Origin of the sequence: Mycobacterium sp. SMC-18 (assembly GCF_045310895.1) — a bacterium.
GTDB lineage: Bacteria > Actinomycetota > Actinomycetes > Mycobacteriales > Mycobacteriaceae > Mycobacterium.
Window position 1 is genome coordinate 94306 of sequence record NZ_JBJIAL010000008.1, and the last position, 16866, is coordinate 111171.

Consider the following 16866-nt stretch of genomic DNA (forward strand, 5'->3'; position numbering starts at 1 on the left):
TGTCCACCCCCTCCCCGCGAGTGGCCGTGTCTGTACGCCGACACGCCGTGTTTGGTGTGCACATTCGTGCCGCTCGTGGCTGGCGAGCGTGCGCGTCATGACCACCGAGGTCACCGGTCGTCGCATCGCGGGACTCGCTTTTCCCGCCCTCGGGGTGCTCGCCGCCGAACCGATCTACCTCCTGCTGGACACCGCGGTCGTCGGCAGGCTCGGCGCACTGCCCTTGGCAGGTCTGGCGGTCGGCGGCCTGATCCTCAGCCTCGTCGGGTCGCAGCTGACGTTCCTGTCGTACGGCACGACGTCGCGGTCGGCCCGGAGCTTCGGCGCCGGTGACCGCGCCGGTGCGGTCGGGGAGGGCGTGCAGGCCACGTGGCTGGCGCTCGCCCTCGGCGTGCTGATCGTCGTGGTTGTGCAGGCGCTGGCGCCCTTTCTGCTGACGGCCATCGCCGGGTCTCGGGGCGGCATCGCCGAGACCGCGCTGCCGTGGCTGCGCGTCGCGATACTGGCCGTACCCGCGATCCTGATGTCCATGGCCGGCAACGGCTGGTTGCGGGGAGTGCAGGACACCGTCCGGCCGCTGCGGTATGTGCTTGTCGGCGTGGGTATTTCAGCGGTGCTGTGTCCGGTGCTGGTCTTCGGGTGGCTCGGACTGCCGCGGCTCGGCCTAACGGGCTCGGCGGTCGCCAACCTCGTCGGGCAGTGGATCGCCGCGGCGCTGTTCGGGTATGCCCTGCTGTCCGAACGGGTTTCGCTGCGCCTACGGCCCGACGTGCTGCGCGCGCAACTGACCATGGGCCGCGACCTGGTGCTGCGGTCCCTGGCCTTCCAGGTGTGTTTCCTGTCTGCCGGCGCGGTCGCGGCCCGGTTCGGTGCGGCCGCCGTCGCCGCCCACCAGGTGGTGCTGCAGTTGTGGAATTTCCTTGCGCTGGTGCTGGATTCGCTGGCCATCGCGGCACAGTCACTCGTCGGTGCGGCACTCGGCGCGGGGGAGCCGGCGCATGCCAAGACAGTGGCGCGGCGCGTGACGGTCTATTCGGCCGCCGCGGCGACGGCGCTGGCGGCGGCGTTCGCAGTGGGCTCCGGCGTGCTGCCGGCAGTGTTCACCGCCGACCATGCGGTGCGGGACCAGATCGGCATCCCGTGGTGGTTCATGGTGGCCCAATTGCCCATCGCCGGAGTCGTTTTCGCCCTCGACGGGGTGCTGCTCGGCGCCGGTGACGCGAAGTTCATGCGCAACGCCACCCTGATCAGCGGGCTCGTCGGCTTCCTGCCGCTGATCTGGCTGTCGCTGGCGTTCGGCTGGGGGCTGGCCGGCATCTGGTCGGGGCTGAGCACGTTCCTGGTGTTGCGACTCGTCTTCGTCGGCTGGCGCGCGTTGTCCGGCCGCTGGGCGTGAGCAGGTCGCCCGAAAGGCGTCGTCCCCCACCTCTCGCGAGCGGCCGTGACTGCACCCGACACGCCGTGGTTCCCGTACAAGAACGTCCCGCTCATCGCCGGTGAGCGGGACGTTCTTGTACAGCTGGAGCGGCGTGTCGGCGTACAAACACGGCCGCTCGCGGGAGATTGACTAGACCTGGGTGCGGCCACGCGCCATGACGGCGTCGCGGTTGGCGGCGATGTCGTTGCCTACTGCGCTGTTCCAGGCCCGGGCTGACGCGGCCTCGATCCACAGCCCGGCGTCGGTCTGGGAGCCGTCGATCTTGTGGTACGAGTCCAGCAGCGCGCGCACGGCGTTCTGGTTGTTGCCGACGATCGAGGCGGCGACGCGCCGCGCGGTCGGCAGCAGCTCGTCATGCGGCACCACCTCGGTGACCAGCCCGGCGCGCAGCGCCTCGGCCGCCGACAGGTAGTCGCCGGTCAGGCTCATCCGGCGGGCCAGGCCGACACCGGCCTTCTGCGGTAGCCGCACACTCAGGCCCCACGTCGGCAGCAGTCCGACGCGGGCGTGGGTGTCGGCGAACTTGGCGTTCTCCGAGGCGATCAGGATGTCGCAGTACAGCGCCAGCTCCAGGCCGCCGGTGACGGCCGCGCCGTTGATGGCGCCGATGACGGGCTTGGTCATGTTGGGCCACTTCGGCGAGATGTCCGGCAGATCCGCGCCCTCGCCGAGTTCCTTGAGGTCCAGACCGGCGCAGAACACCGGGTCGGCGCCCGTCAGGATCACCACGTCGACGTCCGGGTCGGCCTCGGCCTGGCGCAGTGCGCCGTAGAAGGCATCGCGCAGCTCGTAGGACAGCGCGTTCCGGGACTTCGGCCGGTTCAGCGTCAGGGTGCGAACCCGGTCGGTGGTGTCGATCAGTAGGACGTCGGTCACGTTGGCTCCTTGCGTTGCGGTCACCCACCGACACCGTAACTTGCGGCCTGAACGCGCCTATCGTGGAGGCCATGTGCCGCAACATCACCGAACTGCGTGGCCTGGAGCCGGCCGCCACGGCCGAGGAGATCGAGGCCGCCGCGCGTCAATACATCCGCAAGGTCAGCGGGATCACCCGTCCTACCGCCGCCAACGTCGACGCCTTCGAAGCCGCGGTCGCGGAGGTCACGGCTGTCACCGAGCGATTGCTGAACCAGCTGCCGGCCCGTCGGCAGCCGCCCAAGACGGTGCCGCCGCTGCGGCGGCCCGAGGTGCAGGCGAGGTTGGCCGCCAAGTGAACTCGCCCGCGCTCAAGGAGTGGGGCGCGGCGGTACAGGCGCTGCTCGACGGACGCCAGACGGTGCTGTTGCGCAAGGGCGGTATCGGCGAGAAGCGTTTCGAGGTATCGGCACCGGAGTTCGTGTTCTTCCCGACGGTCGAGCACAGCCATGCGGCGCGGGTCCGCCCTGAGTTCACCGATCTTCTCGAACGGGCGGCGGGCGACAGCACCGAATCCGAGGTGATACTGCGCGGCGGCGCGAAAGTCGTTGCCGCCGTGGCGGTGGAGCGCCCGGAGCAGCTGGACGCCATCGCCGATCTGCACATCTGGACCGCGGAATCCGTACAGAGTGACCGGCTCGATTTCCGGCCCCGCCACCGGCTGACGGTCCTGGTGGTGCAGGCCAAACCGCTTGTGGCGCCGGTACGGCTGCCGCGCACCCCGGACTACGCCGGGTGCCGCAGCTGGGTGGACCTGCCCCTCACGCCCGAATGGGGCCCGCCGGTGTACGACGACGCGGCGCTGGCTGCCATCGCCGAGCGGGTGCGCGACTCAGTCGGCTGACAGCGCGACCTTCGGCAACAGCAACCGGGACACTCCGCCCGCGCCGTGGTGGACCGTGTGCGTGGCCGGCACCATGCGCTCGCCGGAGACGACGGGCTCGCCGGTACCGAGATTCCGGTCGTAGCGCGGGTGGCAACCGCCCGCGACGATCACCCGCAGCCGGGACCCGGCCGGGATCCGGTGTGCGACGGCATCGAGCTCGAGCCGGACGGTCTCGGGTTCGTCGGAAAGTGTTGTGAGCCTTCGGAATCCATCGCTGACGTTGGTGGACTTGCCCTTTGTGTCGACCACGCTGAGCCGGACGAAGATGTCCCGGTTGGGGTTGTCGCACGACTGGGTCAGCTCGATCACCGGGTTGCCGACCAGGTACAGGTCTTCGGTCAGCGGCTCACCGGTGAAGTCGACGACGTCGGGCCGACGGCTGAGCGCGGAGTCCTCCTGGTAACCCGCCGCCGATGACAGCAGCCGGCCGCCCAGCGTGGGCGTCGGCGCCGCGGGATCGAAGGTGAATCGCGACGGAGGCGCGGTATCGGCGGGCGCGGTTGTGCCGAGCCGGTGCGCCGGCTGCAGGTAGAGCTCGAGTTCGGTGGCGGCCGGTGGCCAGTCCGGCATGGTCAGCCAGCCCTGCCCGTTGACCTCGACGCGGACGGCGGCCCGTTCGGACGCCGGGGTGCGCTCGGCGAGGTGGGTGTCGAGCCAGGCCAGCGATTCGCGCAGCACCGTGGCACCGCCGCGGGTCATGACCTGGGTGTGGGTCCACGATCCGATGGTGACCGCGGTCGGTACGCCGCGCGACTTCAGGCGCTGGAACTGCGTCAGGGTCTGCTCTAGGAACAGATCCTGCCAGCCACCGATGAGCAGCACCGGCACATCCACCTTGTCGAGCGTGTCGGCGAGGGCCATGTTCTCCCAGAACGGGTCGGTGCCGTCGGGGTGGCTCAGCCACGATTCGTACCAGGTCGCTCCGGAACGCAGCAGCCGGCGGCCGGCTGCCCCGGCGGGTACCTGCGTGTGGGTGCGGGCGACCAGGCGGGGCGCCCGGAACCGCCGCAGCAGCACGGCGAGCGGTCGCTCTTCCTGGTGCGCCATCATGTCGCTCCAGCCGAGGAAGTTGTCGAGCGTGAAAGCGCCGGTACCCCAAGTTGATTCGGCGAAGTCGTGGGGGCCGACCATGACGATCGCGGCCTTGAGCTCGGGCGGGGGATCGGTGAGTAGCGCCCACTGCGTGAAGCCCAGGTACGACAACCCGATCGTCGCGAACGATCCGGTGAACCACGGCTGGTCGCGCAGCCAGGCGGCGGTGTCCACGGCGTCCGCGATCTCGTTGACCATCGGTTCGAAGTCACCACCGGAGCCGAATGTGCCGCGCACACTCTGCAGCAGCACGTGGTAGCCGCGGCGGGCGTACGTCGCGCCGAACACCGGGCCGAACGGGAAGCCACGGCCGTAGGGGCACCGCACCAGCAGGGTGCCCTTCGCGGTGCCGGTGGGCGCGTAGTGGCTGCCGACGAGTTCGACGCCGTCGCGCATCGGGGTGGTGACGCGGCTGACGGTGTAGTCCGTCGTCGGGGGTGGGACGTCGAGGGCGCGGCTCAGCAACCGGGAGCCGAGATGGGCGATTCGGGAGCTCACCCTTCGGATGGTACCGATCCGTACCGTCCGTTGCCGTCCGCAAGCTCGGCGGGCGACCCGAAATCAGAACTTGTAGAACGGCACCAGCTGGTTGGCGCGCTGCAGGTTGGTCTGCAGGCAGTCCGGGCGGTCCGGCGACTCGATCGGTGAGTAGAACAGCGACTGGTTGATCAGGCCGTAGCTGGTCTTGAAGGTGATCATGCACGTCACCCACCACCGGTCATTCCAGTCGGTCGGCTTCATGATCCAGTACTGCGCGGCGCGGTGTCCGGCGATGTTCAGCTCGACGGCGTCGGCCGGCAGCGTCTGCTCGTAGGTGCGCCACACGATCGGCTCGACGGCCATCTGGTAGTTACCGGCGTCGTAGTGGCAGCGCAGGCCGTCCTCGTGGTCGGGCGGGGTGAAGCCCAGGCCCATGGCGTTGATGGCGTCGAGCGGAATCTGGTCGCACGGGTCGAATGGGCTCGGGTTCGTCGTGGAGATGATCGGCGACTTGATGGTGCTGCTGAGCGGGGCGGAGGTGGAGCGCAGCTCGACGTCGTCGCCGCCGGTCGGTGACACCGGGTTGGTCTGTGCGACCACCACGCCTGCCGTCAGAAGCGCACACAGCGCCGACACGAGCCGCAGTTTCCCGGCCATCGCTGCCATGACACCCCTTAGATCCGAGCAATACTGCGGGGAGTCTACAAGTCGCCTGCGTCACACCGGACAGGATGGGAGAACCTGTTCTAGTTTCTCCCGCTGCGCGGGACGGTTGGCACTCCAGCGGGCGTTGCTGTCGCCCAAGTAGGCTGGTTTTTTGTGTCGACCCAGCCGACCCTTTGGGCAATCAGTGACCTGCACATCGGGCACACCGGAAACAAGCCGGTCACCGAGTCGCTGCACCCGGCCTCGCCCGACGACTGGCTGATCGTCGCCGGCGATGTCGCCGAGCGCACCGACGACATCCGGTGGTCCCTGGACCTGCTGCGCAAGCGTTTCGCCAAGGTCATCTGGGTGCCCGGCAACCACGAACTGTGGACCACCAACAAGGACCCGATGCAGATCTTCGGGAAGGCCCGCTACGACTACCTGGTCGACATGTGCGACCAGATGGGCATCGTGACCCCCGAGCACCCGTTTCCGGTCTGGACCGGCCCCGGCGGCGCGGCGACCATCGTGCCGATGTTCCTGCTGTACGACTACAGCTTCCTGCCCGCGGGCACGGCGACGAAGGCCGAGGGGCTCGCGCTGGCCAAGGAACGCAACGTCGTCGGCACCGACGAGTTCCTGCTGTCGAGCGAGCCGTACGCCACCCGCGACGCGTGGTGCCGGGACCGGCTGAACGTCACCCGCAAAAGGCTCGACGACCTGGACTGGATGGAGTCGACGGTCCTGGTCAACCACTTCCCGCTGGTGCGCGAACCGTGCGATGCCATGTTCTATCCGGAGTTCTCGCTGTGGTGCGGCACCACCGCGACCAAGGACTGGCACACCCGCTACAACGCCATCTGCTCGGTGTACGGCCACCTGCACATCCCGCGCACCACCTACTACGACGGGGTGCGGTTCGAGGAAGTGTCGGTCGGCTATCCGCGAGAGTGGCGGCGCCGCAAGCCTTATCGGTGGATGCGCCAAATCCTGCCGGACCCCCAGTACCCACCCGGCTACCTCAACGACTTCGGTGGCCACTTCGAGATCACCCAGGAAATGCGGGAGCACGCGCAGAAGATGCAGGACCGGATCAATTCGAGGCGGTTGTGATGAGCGACGCCCTGTTATCGCAGGTGCTGCCCGACGTGGTGGCCACCGCCGAGACGTATTCGGACCCGGCCGATCTCGTTCCACTGCCGGAGGAAGAGCCCCTGATCGCGCGTTCGGTGGCCAAACGGCGCAACGAGTTCATCACCGTGCGGCACTGCGCCCGTGAGGCATTGAGCAAGCTCGATGTCGGCCCGGTCCCGATCCTCAAGGGGGACAAGGGTGAACCGTGCTGGCCCGACGGCATCGTCGGCAGCCTGACGCACTGCGAGGGCTTCCGTGGCGCCGTGGTGGCTCGCGCCGCCGACGTGCGGTCTGTCGGTATCGATGCCGAACCGCACGGCGTGCTGCCCAAGGGCGTGCTGGGCGCGGTCGCGTTGCCTGCCGAGCAGGACGCCGTGACGACGATGGAGGGTGACCTCCACTGGGATCGAATCCTGTTCTGCGCCAAGGAGGCGACGTACAAGGCCTGGTTCCCGCTGACCCATCGCTGGCTGGGTTTCGAGGACGCGCACATCACCTTCGAGCTGGACTCGTCGGGGACCTCGGGAACGTTCCTGTCGCGCATCCTGATCGACCCGGCCGCCGAGTCCGGGCCGCCGCTGACCGAACTGCCCGGGCGCTTCACCGTGTCCAACGGCCTTGTCCTGACGGCGATCTCGCTGTGAAACCTGCATCGAAGCCGGCCCCGCCGCCGGGTCTGGTGATCGTCGACAAGCCCGCCGGGATGACGAGCCACGATGTCGTCGGCCGGTGCCGGCGACTGTTCGGGACCCGCAAGGTCGGGCATGCCGGCACGTTGGATCCGATGGCCACCGGCGTGCTGGTGGTCGGCATCGAACGGGCCACCAAGATCCTCGGTCTGCTGACCGCCACCGACAAGCAGTACATCGCGACCATCCGGCTCGGCCAGACCACGTCGACCGAAGACGCCGAAGGCGAAGTGCTGGAGACGGTTTCGGCCGCGCACGTGACCGACGACAAGATCGAGTCGGCGGTCGCGGCATTGCGGGGCGAGATCGACCAGGTGCCCTCGGCCGTCAGTGCCATCAAGGTCGACGGCGAGCGCGCGTACAAGCTGGTGCGTGAAGGTAAGGCGCCGGAACTGGCGGCCCGCCGGGTGCGCATCGAACGCTTCACGGTGGACGCGGTCCGTCGCGTCGAGGAGTTCGTCGACGTGGACGTCACCGTGGACTGCTCGTCGGGCACCTACATCCGGGCGCTGGCCCGCGACGTCGGCGCCGCGCTCGGCGTCGGTGGACACCTGACGGCGTTGCGGCGCACCAGGGTTGGTCGCTACGACTTGGACGAGGCGCGCACGCTGGAACAGTTGAACGATGCGGCCGAACTGAGCTACTCGCTGGACGCCGCGTGCCTGCTCGGGTTCCCCCGGCGCGACCTGACCGACGACGAGACCGAGGACACCCGGCATGGCCGGGCCCTGAAGCCGGCCGGCATCGACGGGACCTACGCCGCCACCGCACCCGACGGGCGGGTCATCGCGCTGTTGGAAGACGGGCCCAAGCGCACCAGCAGCGTCGTCGTCCTGCGCCCGGCGACGCTGTAGCGGTGGCGCATTCCCATCCACGAAAGCCGCCTTTGACCGGTCGAGCCCGGCCGGTCATCGGACTTGCTCCAGGTCATTGCGCGACAGATCGTGGAGTCATCTGAGCTGCCCGGAACTCGAGTGGTGTGACACCCGCGCGATGCCGGAAGAACCGAGTGAATGTGGTCGGTTCGGGGAAGCCCACGGCACGGCCGACGGCTTGCACCGATGCGGTGTCGTGGACGAGGAGGCGTTTGGCCTCGAGTAACGCTCGCTGATCGACGAGCTGTTTGACCGTCAGGCCGGTGTTGCGTAATGCACTGCGATTGATTGTGCGCGCCGAGTAGCCCAGTTGCCGGGCGTAGTCGCCGGTGTTTCTCGTGGAGGCAAAGTTGGCGTCGATCGCCGCGGTCAGAGCGCTGAAAAGGTCTTCTGATGTTCCATGTGCAGCGTTCTCCACCGGATCGGCGAGGGCAAGTTCGACTACCAGCATGCCCAGCATCCGGGCCAGGAGTTCTTCCTGCATGCTTGGTGGCAGCGAACGTGCTGCGGTTTCGATGAGGTCGTCGAGGCGGCGGCGGGCGGGAGACGCGTGCGCAGCCGCCCGGGACCACAAAGACCGCGGTTGAACTGATCCACTCAGCGCGCGCGCTCGCTCGTCAAGCCGGGTGGGTTGAAATAGCACGATGGTCGCGGCGACATCCGCGTAGTCGATGGCCTTCAGCGTGTGTGACGCGATAACGGCGGACGGCTGCCATTCCTGGACCTGGCCGGCACGCACCCAGAGCACGTCTCCCGGACTGAGCACGTACTCGACGAAATCCACGGTGTGGCGAAACGTTCCCGCGTCGCACACCACCAGCAGATCGAAGTCCACTCGCTGAGGCCGCAAGAACTGATCCGTTATCGGCCGGGCACGTAACCGCAATTCGCGGAGAGATATCACTTCGATCGAAAGCCGACTCGTCGCGTAACGGACGTTCAAGATGCTCGAATGTCCAATTTTGTTCATCGTATGACCTCGAATCACCATGACAATGCCTTCGGTGGGCCCAAGGATAGGTTCAATATCGTTGTCACAGATTGAGGATCCATGAACTATCCGTCGCTCGCCGTCACCGGATCGACCGGTCATCTCGGTGGGATCGTCGCTCGTCGGCTCGCGAACGAAGGGGCTGCGCTGCGGCTGCTCTCCCGCAATCCGCAGAAGGCTCCCGCCCTCGCGGGTGCGGTAGCGGTCCAGAGCTCATATGCCGACGACGACGTCACGCGTGCCAGTTTGGTCGGCGTCGATGTTCTGTTCATGGTGTCGGGCGCCGAGAGCGCCGACCGTCTCGACCAGCATCGGGCGTTCATCGATGCGGCGGTCTCCGCCGGCGTCCGTCACATCGTCTACACCTCGTTCGCCGGCGCAGCGAGTGATGCCGTCTTCACCTTGGCGCGTGACCACTGGGGCACCGAGCAGTACATCCGCGCCAGCGGTATCTCGTATACGTTTCTTCGGAACAACTTTTACGCAGACGTGCTCCCGGAGTTCGTGGGTGAGGACGACGTCCTGCGAGGTCCCGCCGGAGACGGGCGGCTGGCTCCTGTCACGCGTGCTGACGTAGCTCGTGTTGCCGCAGCTGTCGTCAAAGAGCCGGCCGCGCACGCCGACGCGACCTATACCCTCACAGGTCCGGAAGCGCTGACGTTGACTGAGGTCACCCGGATCATCTCTGAGGTCTCGGGACGCTCGGTGACCTACCACAACGAGACGATAGAAGAAGCCTATGCGTCACGCCGACGACTCTGGAACGTTCCACAGTGGCAGTACGACGCCTGGGTATCGACCTACACTGCAATCGCCGCCGGCGATCTCGCCGACGTCACCAACGACGTCCGCGCGGTGACCGGACATGCTCCCGAGAGTCTGCGCCAGTATCTGCAAACCTCCACTTGAGGCGAAAGTCGTTCTCTGACAAATGCACTCGAGCTGCAGCTCGTCGGACGTCAGTCAGGGCTGCACCGGAGCCGACGGGGGAAGCGCTCGCTTGACGACCTTGCCTGTCGGATTCCGCGGCAATTCATCCAGGAAGACAACGTCTCTGGGGACTTTGAAGCGGGCGAGATTGGCTTTGACGTGGTCGCGGACCTCCTGGGGCGTCAGGTGCACGCCGGGTGCGGGCACCACATAGGCCCGCAGTCGCGCTCCGTATTCCTCGTCAGCCACTCCGATGACGGCTGCCTCCACGACGCCGGGATGTGCGGTGAGGGTTTCCTCCACTTCGGCCGGATAGATGTTCTCTCCGCCGGAGACGATCATGTCGTCGTCACGGCCGTCGATGAACAGTAGACCGGTCTCATCCAGATGGCCGACGTCACCGCTGGACATCAGGCCGTTGATGGTGTTTTTGGTCCGGCCATCGGTGTATCCCGTGAACTGGAACGAGTTTCCGACGAAGATGCGGCCAGTTACGCCGGGCCCCAGCAGTTCACCGTGGTCACCGCGAATCTCCACCCGCGCTCCGCGAACAACCGAACCGACACTGCCAGGCTCTCGCTTCAGCTCGTCGGGTGTGGCGATCGTCGCGTAGGCCACCTCAGTAGAGCCGTAGAGGTTGTAGAGCACCGGGCCGAATGCTGCCGTCGCGCGCAGGCACAACGATGATCCCAGCTGCGAGCCCGCCACGAAGATGATGCGCAGATGCGAAAGATTATGAGATTCACGAGGATTGGGCTCGGTGTCCAGCAGGCGTTGCAGCATGACTGGCGCGACGATCATCGCGGTAACACGATGACTTTCCAGGCTGTCCAGCGTGGCGCGAGCATCGAATCGCCGACGGATGATCAGGGTGGAGCCCATCATCAGCGCCAGGATGGCATGGCTGAAGCCGAGGGCGTGGAAGATCGGCACGCAGCATTCGGTGACCTGCCGCCCGCGGAACGGCACTTTGTCCAGCAGGCCGCCGATCGGACTCAGTGACCGTGGGTCGGGCCGTTGTGCCCCTTTCGGCGTACCCGTGGTGCCACTGGTCAGAATGACGACACCGGCGTGCTTGCGTGGTGCCGGTACGACCCGGGGGTCACCCGATTCGACGAGATATTCCAGGGTGTCCGGTCGGGCCTCGTCGACCCAGGTCCGCCACTTGCCGAAGGTGAGTCGGTCGAGACCGTCAACGTGGTCGGTGTATTCGTCGTCGTGGACGAGCAGATCTATCTTTTCCCGTTCGACGACGGCCGCGACTTGAGGGCCTGCGAAGTCGTAGTTGAGCAATACGACCCGGACGCCACATTTGGCTGCGGCGAACAGCGCGTCCAGCAGTCCGCGATGGTTACGGCACATGATGCCGACGGAGTGTTCGGCGCGGAGGCCTTGTGCCCTCCAGGCGTTGGCGACGGCATTGGAACGCGCGTCGATTTCGTTGTAGGTCAAGGGACCGCGTTCGTCGATCAGTCCGGTACGGTCACCGTGCCGTAGGGCGGCGATGGTGGTGACGGCTCCAGTGGCGCCGTAACTGTGGATCGCACGGACGGCCGATGCTGCGGCACGGGGCGCCACCGGCCCGAGTACGCCGGCATGCAGACAGGCGAAGAGGGCCCGTACTTCCTCGGCGGTCCGGTTGGTCTTGTCAGTCAACACTATTGAGATCACCTGCCAGTCGTCGGTGATACCGTGCCCGGGCGGCCGGATCAGCCCGAGTGAAGGCAGAATCCAGGCCCACGATGCGGTCCAGGCGCTGACGTACCTCATACGGCAGCAGGTTTCGCACCGCGACAACGGTATTGAGGGAGGGTGGCACCGACACTCGCGTCCGCTTCGTCGTCACCACTGATGTGATCGCCTGCGCGATGTCTTCGGGAGCAACGGCGGCGAACCGCTCCATCCACCGCGGGTAGTGCGCGCCCCCCGACAGCTCTGTGCGCACGACACCGGGAAGGACGACGGCCACATGAATCCCATTGCTGGAAAACTCTTTTGCCAGGGATTCGGTGAGCATCACCACGGCGGCCTTGGTGGCGCAGTACGTGGCGATGGCGGGCGCTCCGAACAGTCCCGCGAGCGAAGCGACGTTGACGATGCTGCCATGCCGGCCGTTCTGCCGGAAATGGTTGGCCGCGAGCCGCGTTCCCGTGATCACGCCGCGCAGATTGATGGCGACCATGCGGTCGGTCTTGATGTCGTCTTCGTCGAGAAACGCGCCGGTCGGCATGATGCCGGCGTTGTTGACGACGACGTCGAGCCCGCCCATCGCGGTACTGGCTCGGTCGAGGAAATCGGCGAATGATGCGGCGTTGGTGACGTCCAGGGGAAGTCCGACCGCGGCTGGATCGAGTTGTGCCGCCACGTCACGGCAGTGGCCTCCGTCAAGATCTCCTATCGCAACGCGTGCCCCCGCGGCGAGGAACGCCGCGGCGGTGGCCCGGCCGATACCGCGAGCCCCGCCGGTGATGGCGACTTTTCGTGCGTTCATGTACATCGTCCATTCATCTCATGCGGTCTGGGCATCGCGGACAGTTCCGACCAAGTTCCGCAAGGTTGCGAAAAGCAGGTCCGGGGCATCGATCTGGGGGCAATGACCGGCGCGGTCGAGCATCTTCAGTTGTGCCCCGGGGATTGCGGCTGCGATTCGACGCGACGCCGCGAGCGCCACGATCGGGTCAGCGCGGCCATGCACGACAGTCGCGGCGCACCGCACCGGTGGCACGCCGCGGAGGGCATTCACTTCTGTGACGACCTCCCGGGCCAGTGTCAACAGCTGCAGGCGATCACCACGCCGCTCGAGCTGGTCGGTCAACAGGCGGACCATCGCGGGGTCGACCGGTGACCGCCTGTCGCCGTACAGGGCGAATCTGGCGATAGTGGCTGATACCCAGCGTCGGATGGCCGCCGGTGCCGGGACCATACCCAGCCAATCCAAGCGCCGGCCCGCGGCAAAGGCGGCCACGTGGCCCAGGGGAGTCCAACCGAAACCGGCCGCGTTCACCGGCATCACTGCTCCGACGCAGTCATCGGCACGCGCGGCGGCTGCGCGCACCGCCAGCAGTCCGCCGAGCGAGTTGCCGACGACCACGACCGGCGCCTGGCTGCTGTGCACCTCGATCAGTTCGTTCACGAAGCTGTCGAGCTGCGGTAGCCGCGGACCCGTTTGAAACGGGTCCGCGGCACCGAATCCCGGTAGATCAGCTGCCACCGCGGGGATTCCGGCTGCCGCGCAGCGTTGCAGGATGCCCTGCCACGAACCGGCCGGGTGCGCAAAGCCATGCAACAGAACCACTTTCGGCCCTGTCCCCGCGACAGACAGTTCACGCGTCCGGTATCCCGCATAGGCCGCTGTGCGTACCGTCACCATCCGGCTAGGCTCCGGTGGCCCAGTTGTCGAAATGTCCGGGCAGTTCGTCGAGGTGCCAAGGGCCGTCGACCTCGACGGTTTCCTCGATCGTCCAGCCCTGCAGCCGTGAGACGGCGCCACCCTGAACCGCGAGCACATGACCGGTCAGCGGGCACTTTTCGCTCGCCAGGTAGGCCATGATCGGGGCGATGTTGGCCGGGCTGAAGGCATCGAACTCGCCTTCGGGCACCTCTTCGGCGAAGATCGCGCCCATGCCGGGGGTGGCCAGGGTCAGGCGCGTCCGGGCAACCGGCGCAATGGCATTGACCCGCACTCCGTAGCGCTCGAGTTCCTCGGCTGCGACGAGTGTCAGCGCGGCGATACCGGCCTTGGCCGCACCGTAATTCGCCTGGCCGGCGAGCACCGAGAACGTACCGGATGCCGAGGCCGTGTTGATCACCGCCGCGTTGGGCTGGTCGCCTGCCTTGGACCGGTCCTTCCAGTGAACAGCAGCATGGTGCAGCGTGTTGAAATGCCCCTTGAGGTGTACGGCGATGACGGTGTCGAACTGACTTTCGTCCAGCCCGGCGATGAAGCCGTCCCGCAGGATCCCCGCATTGTTCACGAGGATGTCCAGGCCGCCGAATTCCGCGATCGCCTGATCGACAAGTGCTTTGGCCTCGTTCCAGTCCGCGACGCTGCTGGTGTTGGCAACGGCCTGGCCGCCGCGCGCCAGGATTTCGTCCACAACGGTTTGCGCCGGCCCGCTGTCGGACCCGCTGCCGTCGTTGGCGCCGCCGGCGTCGTTGACCACGACCTTCGCCCCTTCGGCTGCCAGCAACAGTGCGTGCTCGCGGCCGATACCCCGTCCCGCACCGGTGACGATGGCAACCCGATCATCGAAGCGTCCCATATCAACTCACCAATCCGGCAAGGTTGTTCAGCGAAGCCTCGAGCTCCTTCTTGGAGGCACGTTCGATCGCGCCGCCGATGGCACCGACCATCATCTGGCTGATGAACTCGGCGTCGATGGTCACCGCCGAGCCGTCGCCCTTCGGCTCGACCGTCGCGGTGAGGCTGACCTTGGCGCCGGCCATGCCGTTGCCCGACACCGTGAATGATGTTGGCGGGTCGTACTTGTCGACGGTCTGCGTGATGGTGTTCGCCATTCCCATGATGGTGAGCACCGCGGTCATCTGAGCGCCCTGCGACATTTCGGCGGGGGGCTCGTCCTTCCAGCGGGTGTGCAGGGTGTTCCACTCCTCGTTACGCCGCGGGTCGGCGAGCACTGCCCAGATCTTCTCCGGCGGTGCGGCGATGTCCTTGGATGCCGTTGTACGTGCCATGTTTCGTTCTCCTTATCTTGTGGGTTTCAGCGGTCAGCGGGCCGGTATGCGGTGACCACCGCCGAACCGCCGAGTCCGATGTTGTGTTGCAGCGCGACCTTCGCGCCCGCGACCTGGCGTTGGTCGGCCTCGCCGCGCAATTGCCAGGTGAGTTCACTGCACTGCGCCAGTCCGGTGGCGCCCAGCGGATGTCCCTTGGAGATGAGACCGCCCGACGGGTTGACGACCCAACGCCCGCCGTAGGTGGTGTCGCCGGCGTCGACGAGCTTGTGTCCACCGCCGATGTCGCACAAACCGAGAGCTTCGTATGTCAACAGTTCGTTGGGTGCGAAGCAGTCGTGCAGCTCGATGACGTCGATGTCGTCGGGACCGAGCTGTGCCTGCTCGTAGACACGTTGCGCGGCAGTGCGGCTCATGTCCGCGCCGACCAGTGTGGCGAAGCTGCCGGACTCGAAGGTTCCGGCGACGTCCGTCACCAGCGCCTGGCCCACGATTTCGACGGCACGGCCGGCAAGGTCGTGATCGTTGACGAACCGTTCACTGGCCAGGACCACCGCGGCCGATCCGTCGGAGGTCGGAGAGCACATGGACCTCGTCATGCCCGCCGCCGGGTAGACCACCTTGTCGGCCTTTATCTGATCTTCTGAATACAGTTCCTGGAACTGCGCATACGGGTTGTTGACCGAGTGCCGATGGTTCTTAGCCGCGATCTTGACGAAATGGTCCGGGGTAGAGCCGTACATCTCGTTGTGCTCAAGGCCGGCTGCGCCGAACATCCATGGGGCGGGCGGGAAGTAGATCTCGCGGAGCTCGGCCATCGCCATGAGATGGCGCTGCATCGGCTGCTCGCGGTCCTCGTAGCCGTTCGTACCCAACGAGCCCGGGCTCATCTTCTCGAAGCCGAGCGCCAACGTGCAGTCGGCGATGCCGCCGCGAATAGCCTGCGCGGCAAGGAACAACGCGCTGGAGCCGGTCGAGCAGTTGCTGTTGACGTTGAAAATCGGGATCGCGGTCAGACCGAGTTCGTACACGGCGCGATGGCCGGCTGTCGATTCGCCGTAGCAGTAACCGGCATAGGCCTGTTCGATCAGGTCGTAGGAAATCCCGGCATCGGCAAGAGCTTTCGTCCCCGATTCATTGGCCATCGCCGGGTAATCCCAACCGGCCTTGCGACCGGGCTTCTCAAACTTCGTCATACCCACGCCGATGACGAAGACCTTGTTGCTCATGCGAATTCTGCCCTTCCGTCGGTGATCACGTACTTGCCCGGCTTTTCGTCGCCGGCAGTTTCGAATGCGTAGTGCTCGTCGTGGCGCCACACCGAGGTGGTGATGGTTTCCTTCGGCAGCGCAGGCTTGGACAGGCGTACCGCCAGTCTCTTCAGCCGGGTCGGATCATCAGGGCTGATGTTGGTCAGCAACGCATGTGAGGTGAACGCGATGGTGCACAGACCGTGGATGATGATCCCGGGAAGGCCCATGGCCTTGGCGAAGTCGTCGTCGAGATGAATCGGCATCGGATCGCCTGCGGGCTCGGCATACCGGAACGTCTGGTCCTCATCGAACTGCTGCACTGCGGTGAAATCCGGCCGGCGGGTCCGCAACAGTTCGGGGAATCCGTGCTCCGGACTGAAATCGCCTACGGTTCCGTCGAATTGGCCGCCCCGGAAGAATCCGACGAAGTACTGCTCATTGACCAGGTCGCCGCGGTCACTGCGAGTCTCGACCAGCGTCGTCACCACCGCGCCAGATTGCTTGCCGGTGATGCCGATCGGCTTGGCGCGGACGGTGAGCAGCTCACCCGGCTCGATCGGCCGGTGGATGCGGAAGTCATGTTCCCCGTGCAGCAATCGCATCATCAGGTCGTCCGGCACCACCGCGAGGGTGGCATCGGCCATCATCGCGGTGACCGGAACGACGGCGAAGACCGGCGGCGCGTAGGTGCCGTCCAGGTGAGCGGCAATCGGATCGTTCGTCGCCTTGGCGTAGGCGATGGTCTGCTCGGCTTCGACTTTGAATTCCTGTTCCTCGCCCCATCGGTCGAGGCGGTCCAGGTTGAATCCATCTGGAGTTGACATGCCGATGACGCTATTC

Annotated in this window: 19 protein-coding genes; 8 read left to right on the forward strand and 11 right to left on the reverse strand. The window is 66.5% G+C overall.

Going from position 1 to position 16866, the window contains the following annotated elements; all coding sequences use genetic code 11:
* The first annotated feature begins 97 nt into the window (after positions 1-97).
* The gene (locus tag ACJH6J_RS09540; protein ID WP_212811789.1) at positions 98-1396 is read left to right on the forward strand and encodes an MATE family efflux transporter; all 1299 of its coding nucleotides are present in this window, start codon (positions 98-100) and stop codon (positions 1394-1396) included.
* Between the two features lie 45 nt (positions 1397-1441).
* The gene (locus tag ACJH6J_RS09545; protein ID WP_318984337.1) at positions 1442-1567 is read left to right on the forward strand and encodes a hypothetical protein; all 126 of its coding nucleotides are present in this window, start codon (positions 1442-1444) and stop codon (positions 1565-1567) included.
* Here ACJH6J_RS09545 and ACJH6J_RS09550 read toward each other — a convergent pair whose 3' ends face one another.
* A complete protein-coding gene (locus ACJH6J_RS09550) occupies positions 1568-2314 on the reverse strand; it encodes an enoyl-CoA hydratase (protein WP_212811788.1) in 747 nt (248 codons plus the stop codon).
* Positions 2315-2385: 71 nt separating this feature from the next.
* Between ACJH6J_RS09550 and ACJH6J_RS09555 the strand changes: the two genes are divergently transcribed.
* On the forward strand, positions 2386-2652 hold the full coding sequence (locus ACJH6J_RS09555; protein WP_029105342.1) for a DUF2277 domain-containing protein: 267 nt from the start codon (positions 2386-2388) through the stop codon (positions 2650-2652).
* Positions 2649-3197 (forward strand): DUF1802 family protein, encoded by a 549-nt coding sequence (locus tag ACJH6J_RS09560; RefSeq protein ID WP_406803861.1) that lies wholly within the window; start codon positions 2649-2651, stop codon positions 3195-3197. Before ACJH6J_RS09555 ends, ACJH6J_RS09560 begins: the two co-directional genes overlap by 4 nt.
* Here the strand turns inward: ACJH6J_RS09560 and ACJH6J_RS09565 are convergent.
* Together ACJH6J_RS09565 and ACJH6J_RS09570 are read right to left on the reverse strand one after the other, a co-directional pair.
* On the reverse strand, positions 3186-4829 hold the full coding sequence (locus ACJH6J_RS09565; RefSeq protein WP_406803862.1) for a CocE/NonD family hydrolase: 1644 nt from the start codon (positions 4827-4829) through the stop codon (positions 3186-3188). The genes ACJH6J_RS09560 and ACJH6J_RS09565 overlap by 12 nt on opposite strands.
* 63 nt (positions 4830-4892) lie before the next feature.
* Positions 4893-5468, reverse strand: a complete 576-nt coding sequence (locus tag ACJH6J_RS09570; RefSeq protein WP_406803863.1) for a DUF3558 domain-containing protein — start codon at positions 5466-5468, stop codon at positions 4893-4895.
* A gap of 162 nt (positions 5469-5630) precedes the next feature.
* Between ACJH6J_RS09570 and ACJH6J_RS09575 the strand changes: the two genes are divergently transcribed.
* The 3 genes from ACJH6J_RS09575 to truB are packed head-to-tail and all read left to right on the forward strand — an operon-like array spanning position 5631 to position 8136.
* Positions 5631-6572 (forward strand): metallophosphoesterase family protein, encoded by a 942-nt coding sequence (locus tag ACJH6J_RS09575; protein WP_406803864.1) that lies wholly within the window; start codon positions 5631-5633, stop codon positions 6570-6572.
* Positions 6572-7237, forward strand: coding sequence for a 4'-phosphopantetheinyl transferase (locus ACJH6J_RS09580; RefSeq protein WP_406803865.1), 666 nt, complete (start codon positions 6572-6574; stop codon positions 7235-7237). The genes ACJH6J_RS09575 and ACJH6J_RS09580 overlap by 1 nt, the downstream gene beginning before the upstream one ends.
* Positions 7234-8136: a tRNA pseudouridine(55) synthase TruB gene (truB, locus tag ACJH6J_RS09585; protein WP_406803866.1), complete on the forward strand. Its 903-nt coding sequence runs from the start codon at positions 7234-7236 to the stop codon at positions 8134-8136. The genes ACJH6J_RS09580 and truB overlap by 4 nt, the downstream gene beginning before the upstream one ends.
* A gap of 73 nt (positions 8137-8209) precedes the next feature.
* On the opposite strand, the gene ACJH6J_RS09590 is transcribed toward truB, so the two are convergent.
* Complete coding sequence (locus tag ACJH6J_RS09590; RefSeq protein ID WP_406803867.1) at positions 8210-9250, reverse strand: AraC family transcriptional regulator; 1041 nt, start codon at positions 9248-9250, stop codon at positions 8210-8212.
* Here ACJH6J_RS09590 and ACJH6J_RS09595 point away from each other — a divergent pair.
* Complete coding sequence (locus ACJH6J_RS09595) at positions 9209-10057, forward strand: SDR family oxidoreductase (protein WP_406803868.1); 849 nt, start codon at positions 9209-9211, stop codon at positions 10055-10057. The two genes, ACJH6J_RS09590 and ACJH6J_RS09595, sit on opposite strands and share 42 nt — an antisense overlap.
* Positions 10058-10111: 54 nt before the next feature.
* On the opposite strand, the gene ACJH6J_RS09600 is transcribed toward ACJH6J_RS09595, so the two are convergent.
* The 7 genes from ACJH6J_RS09600 to ACJH6J_RS09630 form a co-directional block, all read right to left on the reverse strand.
* Positions 10112-11737 (reverse strand): acyl-CoA synthetase, encoded by a 1626-nt coding sequence (locus tag ACJH6J_RS09600; protein WP_406803869.1) that lies wholly within the window; start codon positions 11735-11737, stop codon positions 10112-10114.
* The gene (locus ACJH6J_RS09605; protein ID WP_406803870.1) at positions 11727-12569 is read right to left on the reverse strand and encodes an SDR family NAD(P)-dependent oxidoreductase; all 843 of its coding nucleotides are present in this window, start codon (positions 12567-12569) and stop codon (positions 11727-11729) included. The genes ACJH6J_RS09600 and ACJH6J_RS09605 overlap by 11 nt, the downstream gene beginning before the upstream one ends.
* An 18-nt stretch (positions 12570-12587) precedes the next feature.
* Positions 12588-13373 carry an alpha/beta fold hydrolase gene (locus ACJH6J_RS09610; protein ID WP_406803871.1) on the reverse strand — a complete coding sequence of 262 codons (786 nt, stop codon included), beginning with the start codon at positions 13371-13373 and terminating at the stop codon, positions 12588-12590.
* A gap of 79 nt (positions 13374-13452) precedes the next feature.
* The gene (locus ACJH6J_RS09615; protein WP_406803872.1) at positions 13453-14340 is read right to left on the reverse strand and encodes an SDR family oxidoreductase; all 888 of its coding nucleotides are present in this window, start codon (positions 14338-14340) and stop codon (positions 13453-13455) included.
* Position 14341: 1 nt separating this feature from the next.
* Positions 14342-14773: an SRPBCC family protein gene (locus tag ACJH6J_RS09620; RefSeq protein ID WP_346414944.1), complete on the reverse strand. Its 432-nt coding sequence runs from the start codon at positions 14771-14773 to the stop codon at positions 14342-14344.
* 26 nt (positions 14774-14799) lie between these two features.
* Positions 14800-16002: a lipid-transfer protein gene (locus ACJH6J_RS09625; RefSeq protein WP_406803873.1), complete on the reverse strand. Its 1203-nt coding sequence runs from the start codon at positions 16000-16002 to the stop codon at positions 14800-14802.
* Positions 15999-16850: a MaoC/PaaZ C-terminal domain-containing protein gene (locus tag ACJH6J_RS09630; RefSeq protein ID WP_346414946.1), complete on the reverse strand. Its 852-nt coding sequence runs from the start codon at positions 16848-16850 to the stop codon at positions 15999-16001. Before ACJH6J_RS09630 ends, ACJH6J_RS09625 begins: the two co-directional genes overlap by 4 nt.
* Positions 16851-16866 lie beyond the last annotated feature (16 nt).

Coding starts and splice junctions, on each gene's coding strand:
- ACJH6J_RS09625 (WP_406803873.1), bottom strand. CDS start 16,002: ATGAGCAACAAGGTCTTCGTCATCGGCGTGGGTATGACGAAGTTTGAG.
- ACJH6J_RS09540 (WP_212811789.1), top strand. CDS start 98: ATGACCACCGAGGTCACCGGTCGTCGCATCGCGGGACTCGCTTTTCCC.
- ACJH6J_RS09590 (WP_406803867.1), bottom strand. CDS start 9,250: ATGACCGGTCGATCCGGTGACGGCGAGCGACGGATAGTTCATGGATCC.
- ACJH6J_RS09605 (WP_406803870.1), bottom strand. CDS start 12,569: ATGAACGCACGAAAAGTCGCCATCACCGGCGGGGCTCGCGGTATCGGC.
- ACJH6J_RS09615 (WP_406803872.1), bottom strand. CDS start 14,340: ATGGGACGCTTCGATGATCGGGTTGCCATCGTCACCGGTGCGGGACGG.
- ACJH6J_RS09620 (WP_346414944.1), bottom strand. CDS start 14,773: ATGGCACGTACAACGGCATCCAAGGACATCGCCGCACCGCCGGAGAAG.
- ACJH6J_RS09580 (WP_406803865.1), top strand. CDS start 6,572: ATGAGCGACGCCCTGTTATCGCAGGTGCTGCCCGACGTGGTGGCCACC.
- ACJH6J_RS09555 (WP_029105342.1), top strand. CDS start 2,386: ATGTGCCGCAACATCACCGAACTGCGTGGCCTGGAGCCGGCCGCCACG.
- ACJH6J_RS09595 (WP_406803868.1), top strand. CDS start 9,209: ATGAACTATCCGTCGCTCGCCGTCACCGGATCGACCGGTCATCTCGGT.
- ACJH6J_RS09570 (WP_406803863.1), bottom strand. CDS start 5,468: ATGGCCGGGAAACTGCGGCTCGTGTCGGCGCTGTGTGCGCTTCTGACG.
- ACJH6J_RS09630 (WP_346414946.1), bottom strand. CDS start 16,850: ATGTCAACTCCAGATGGATTCAACCTGGACCGCCTCGACCGATGGGGC.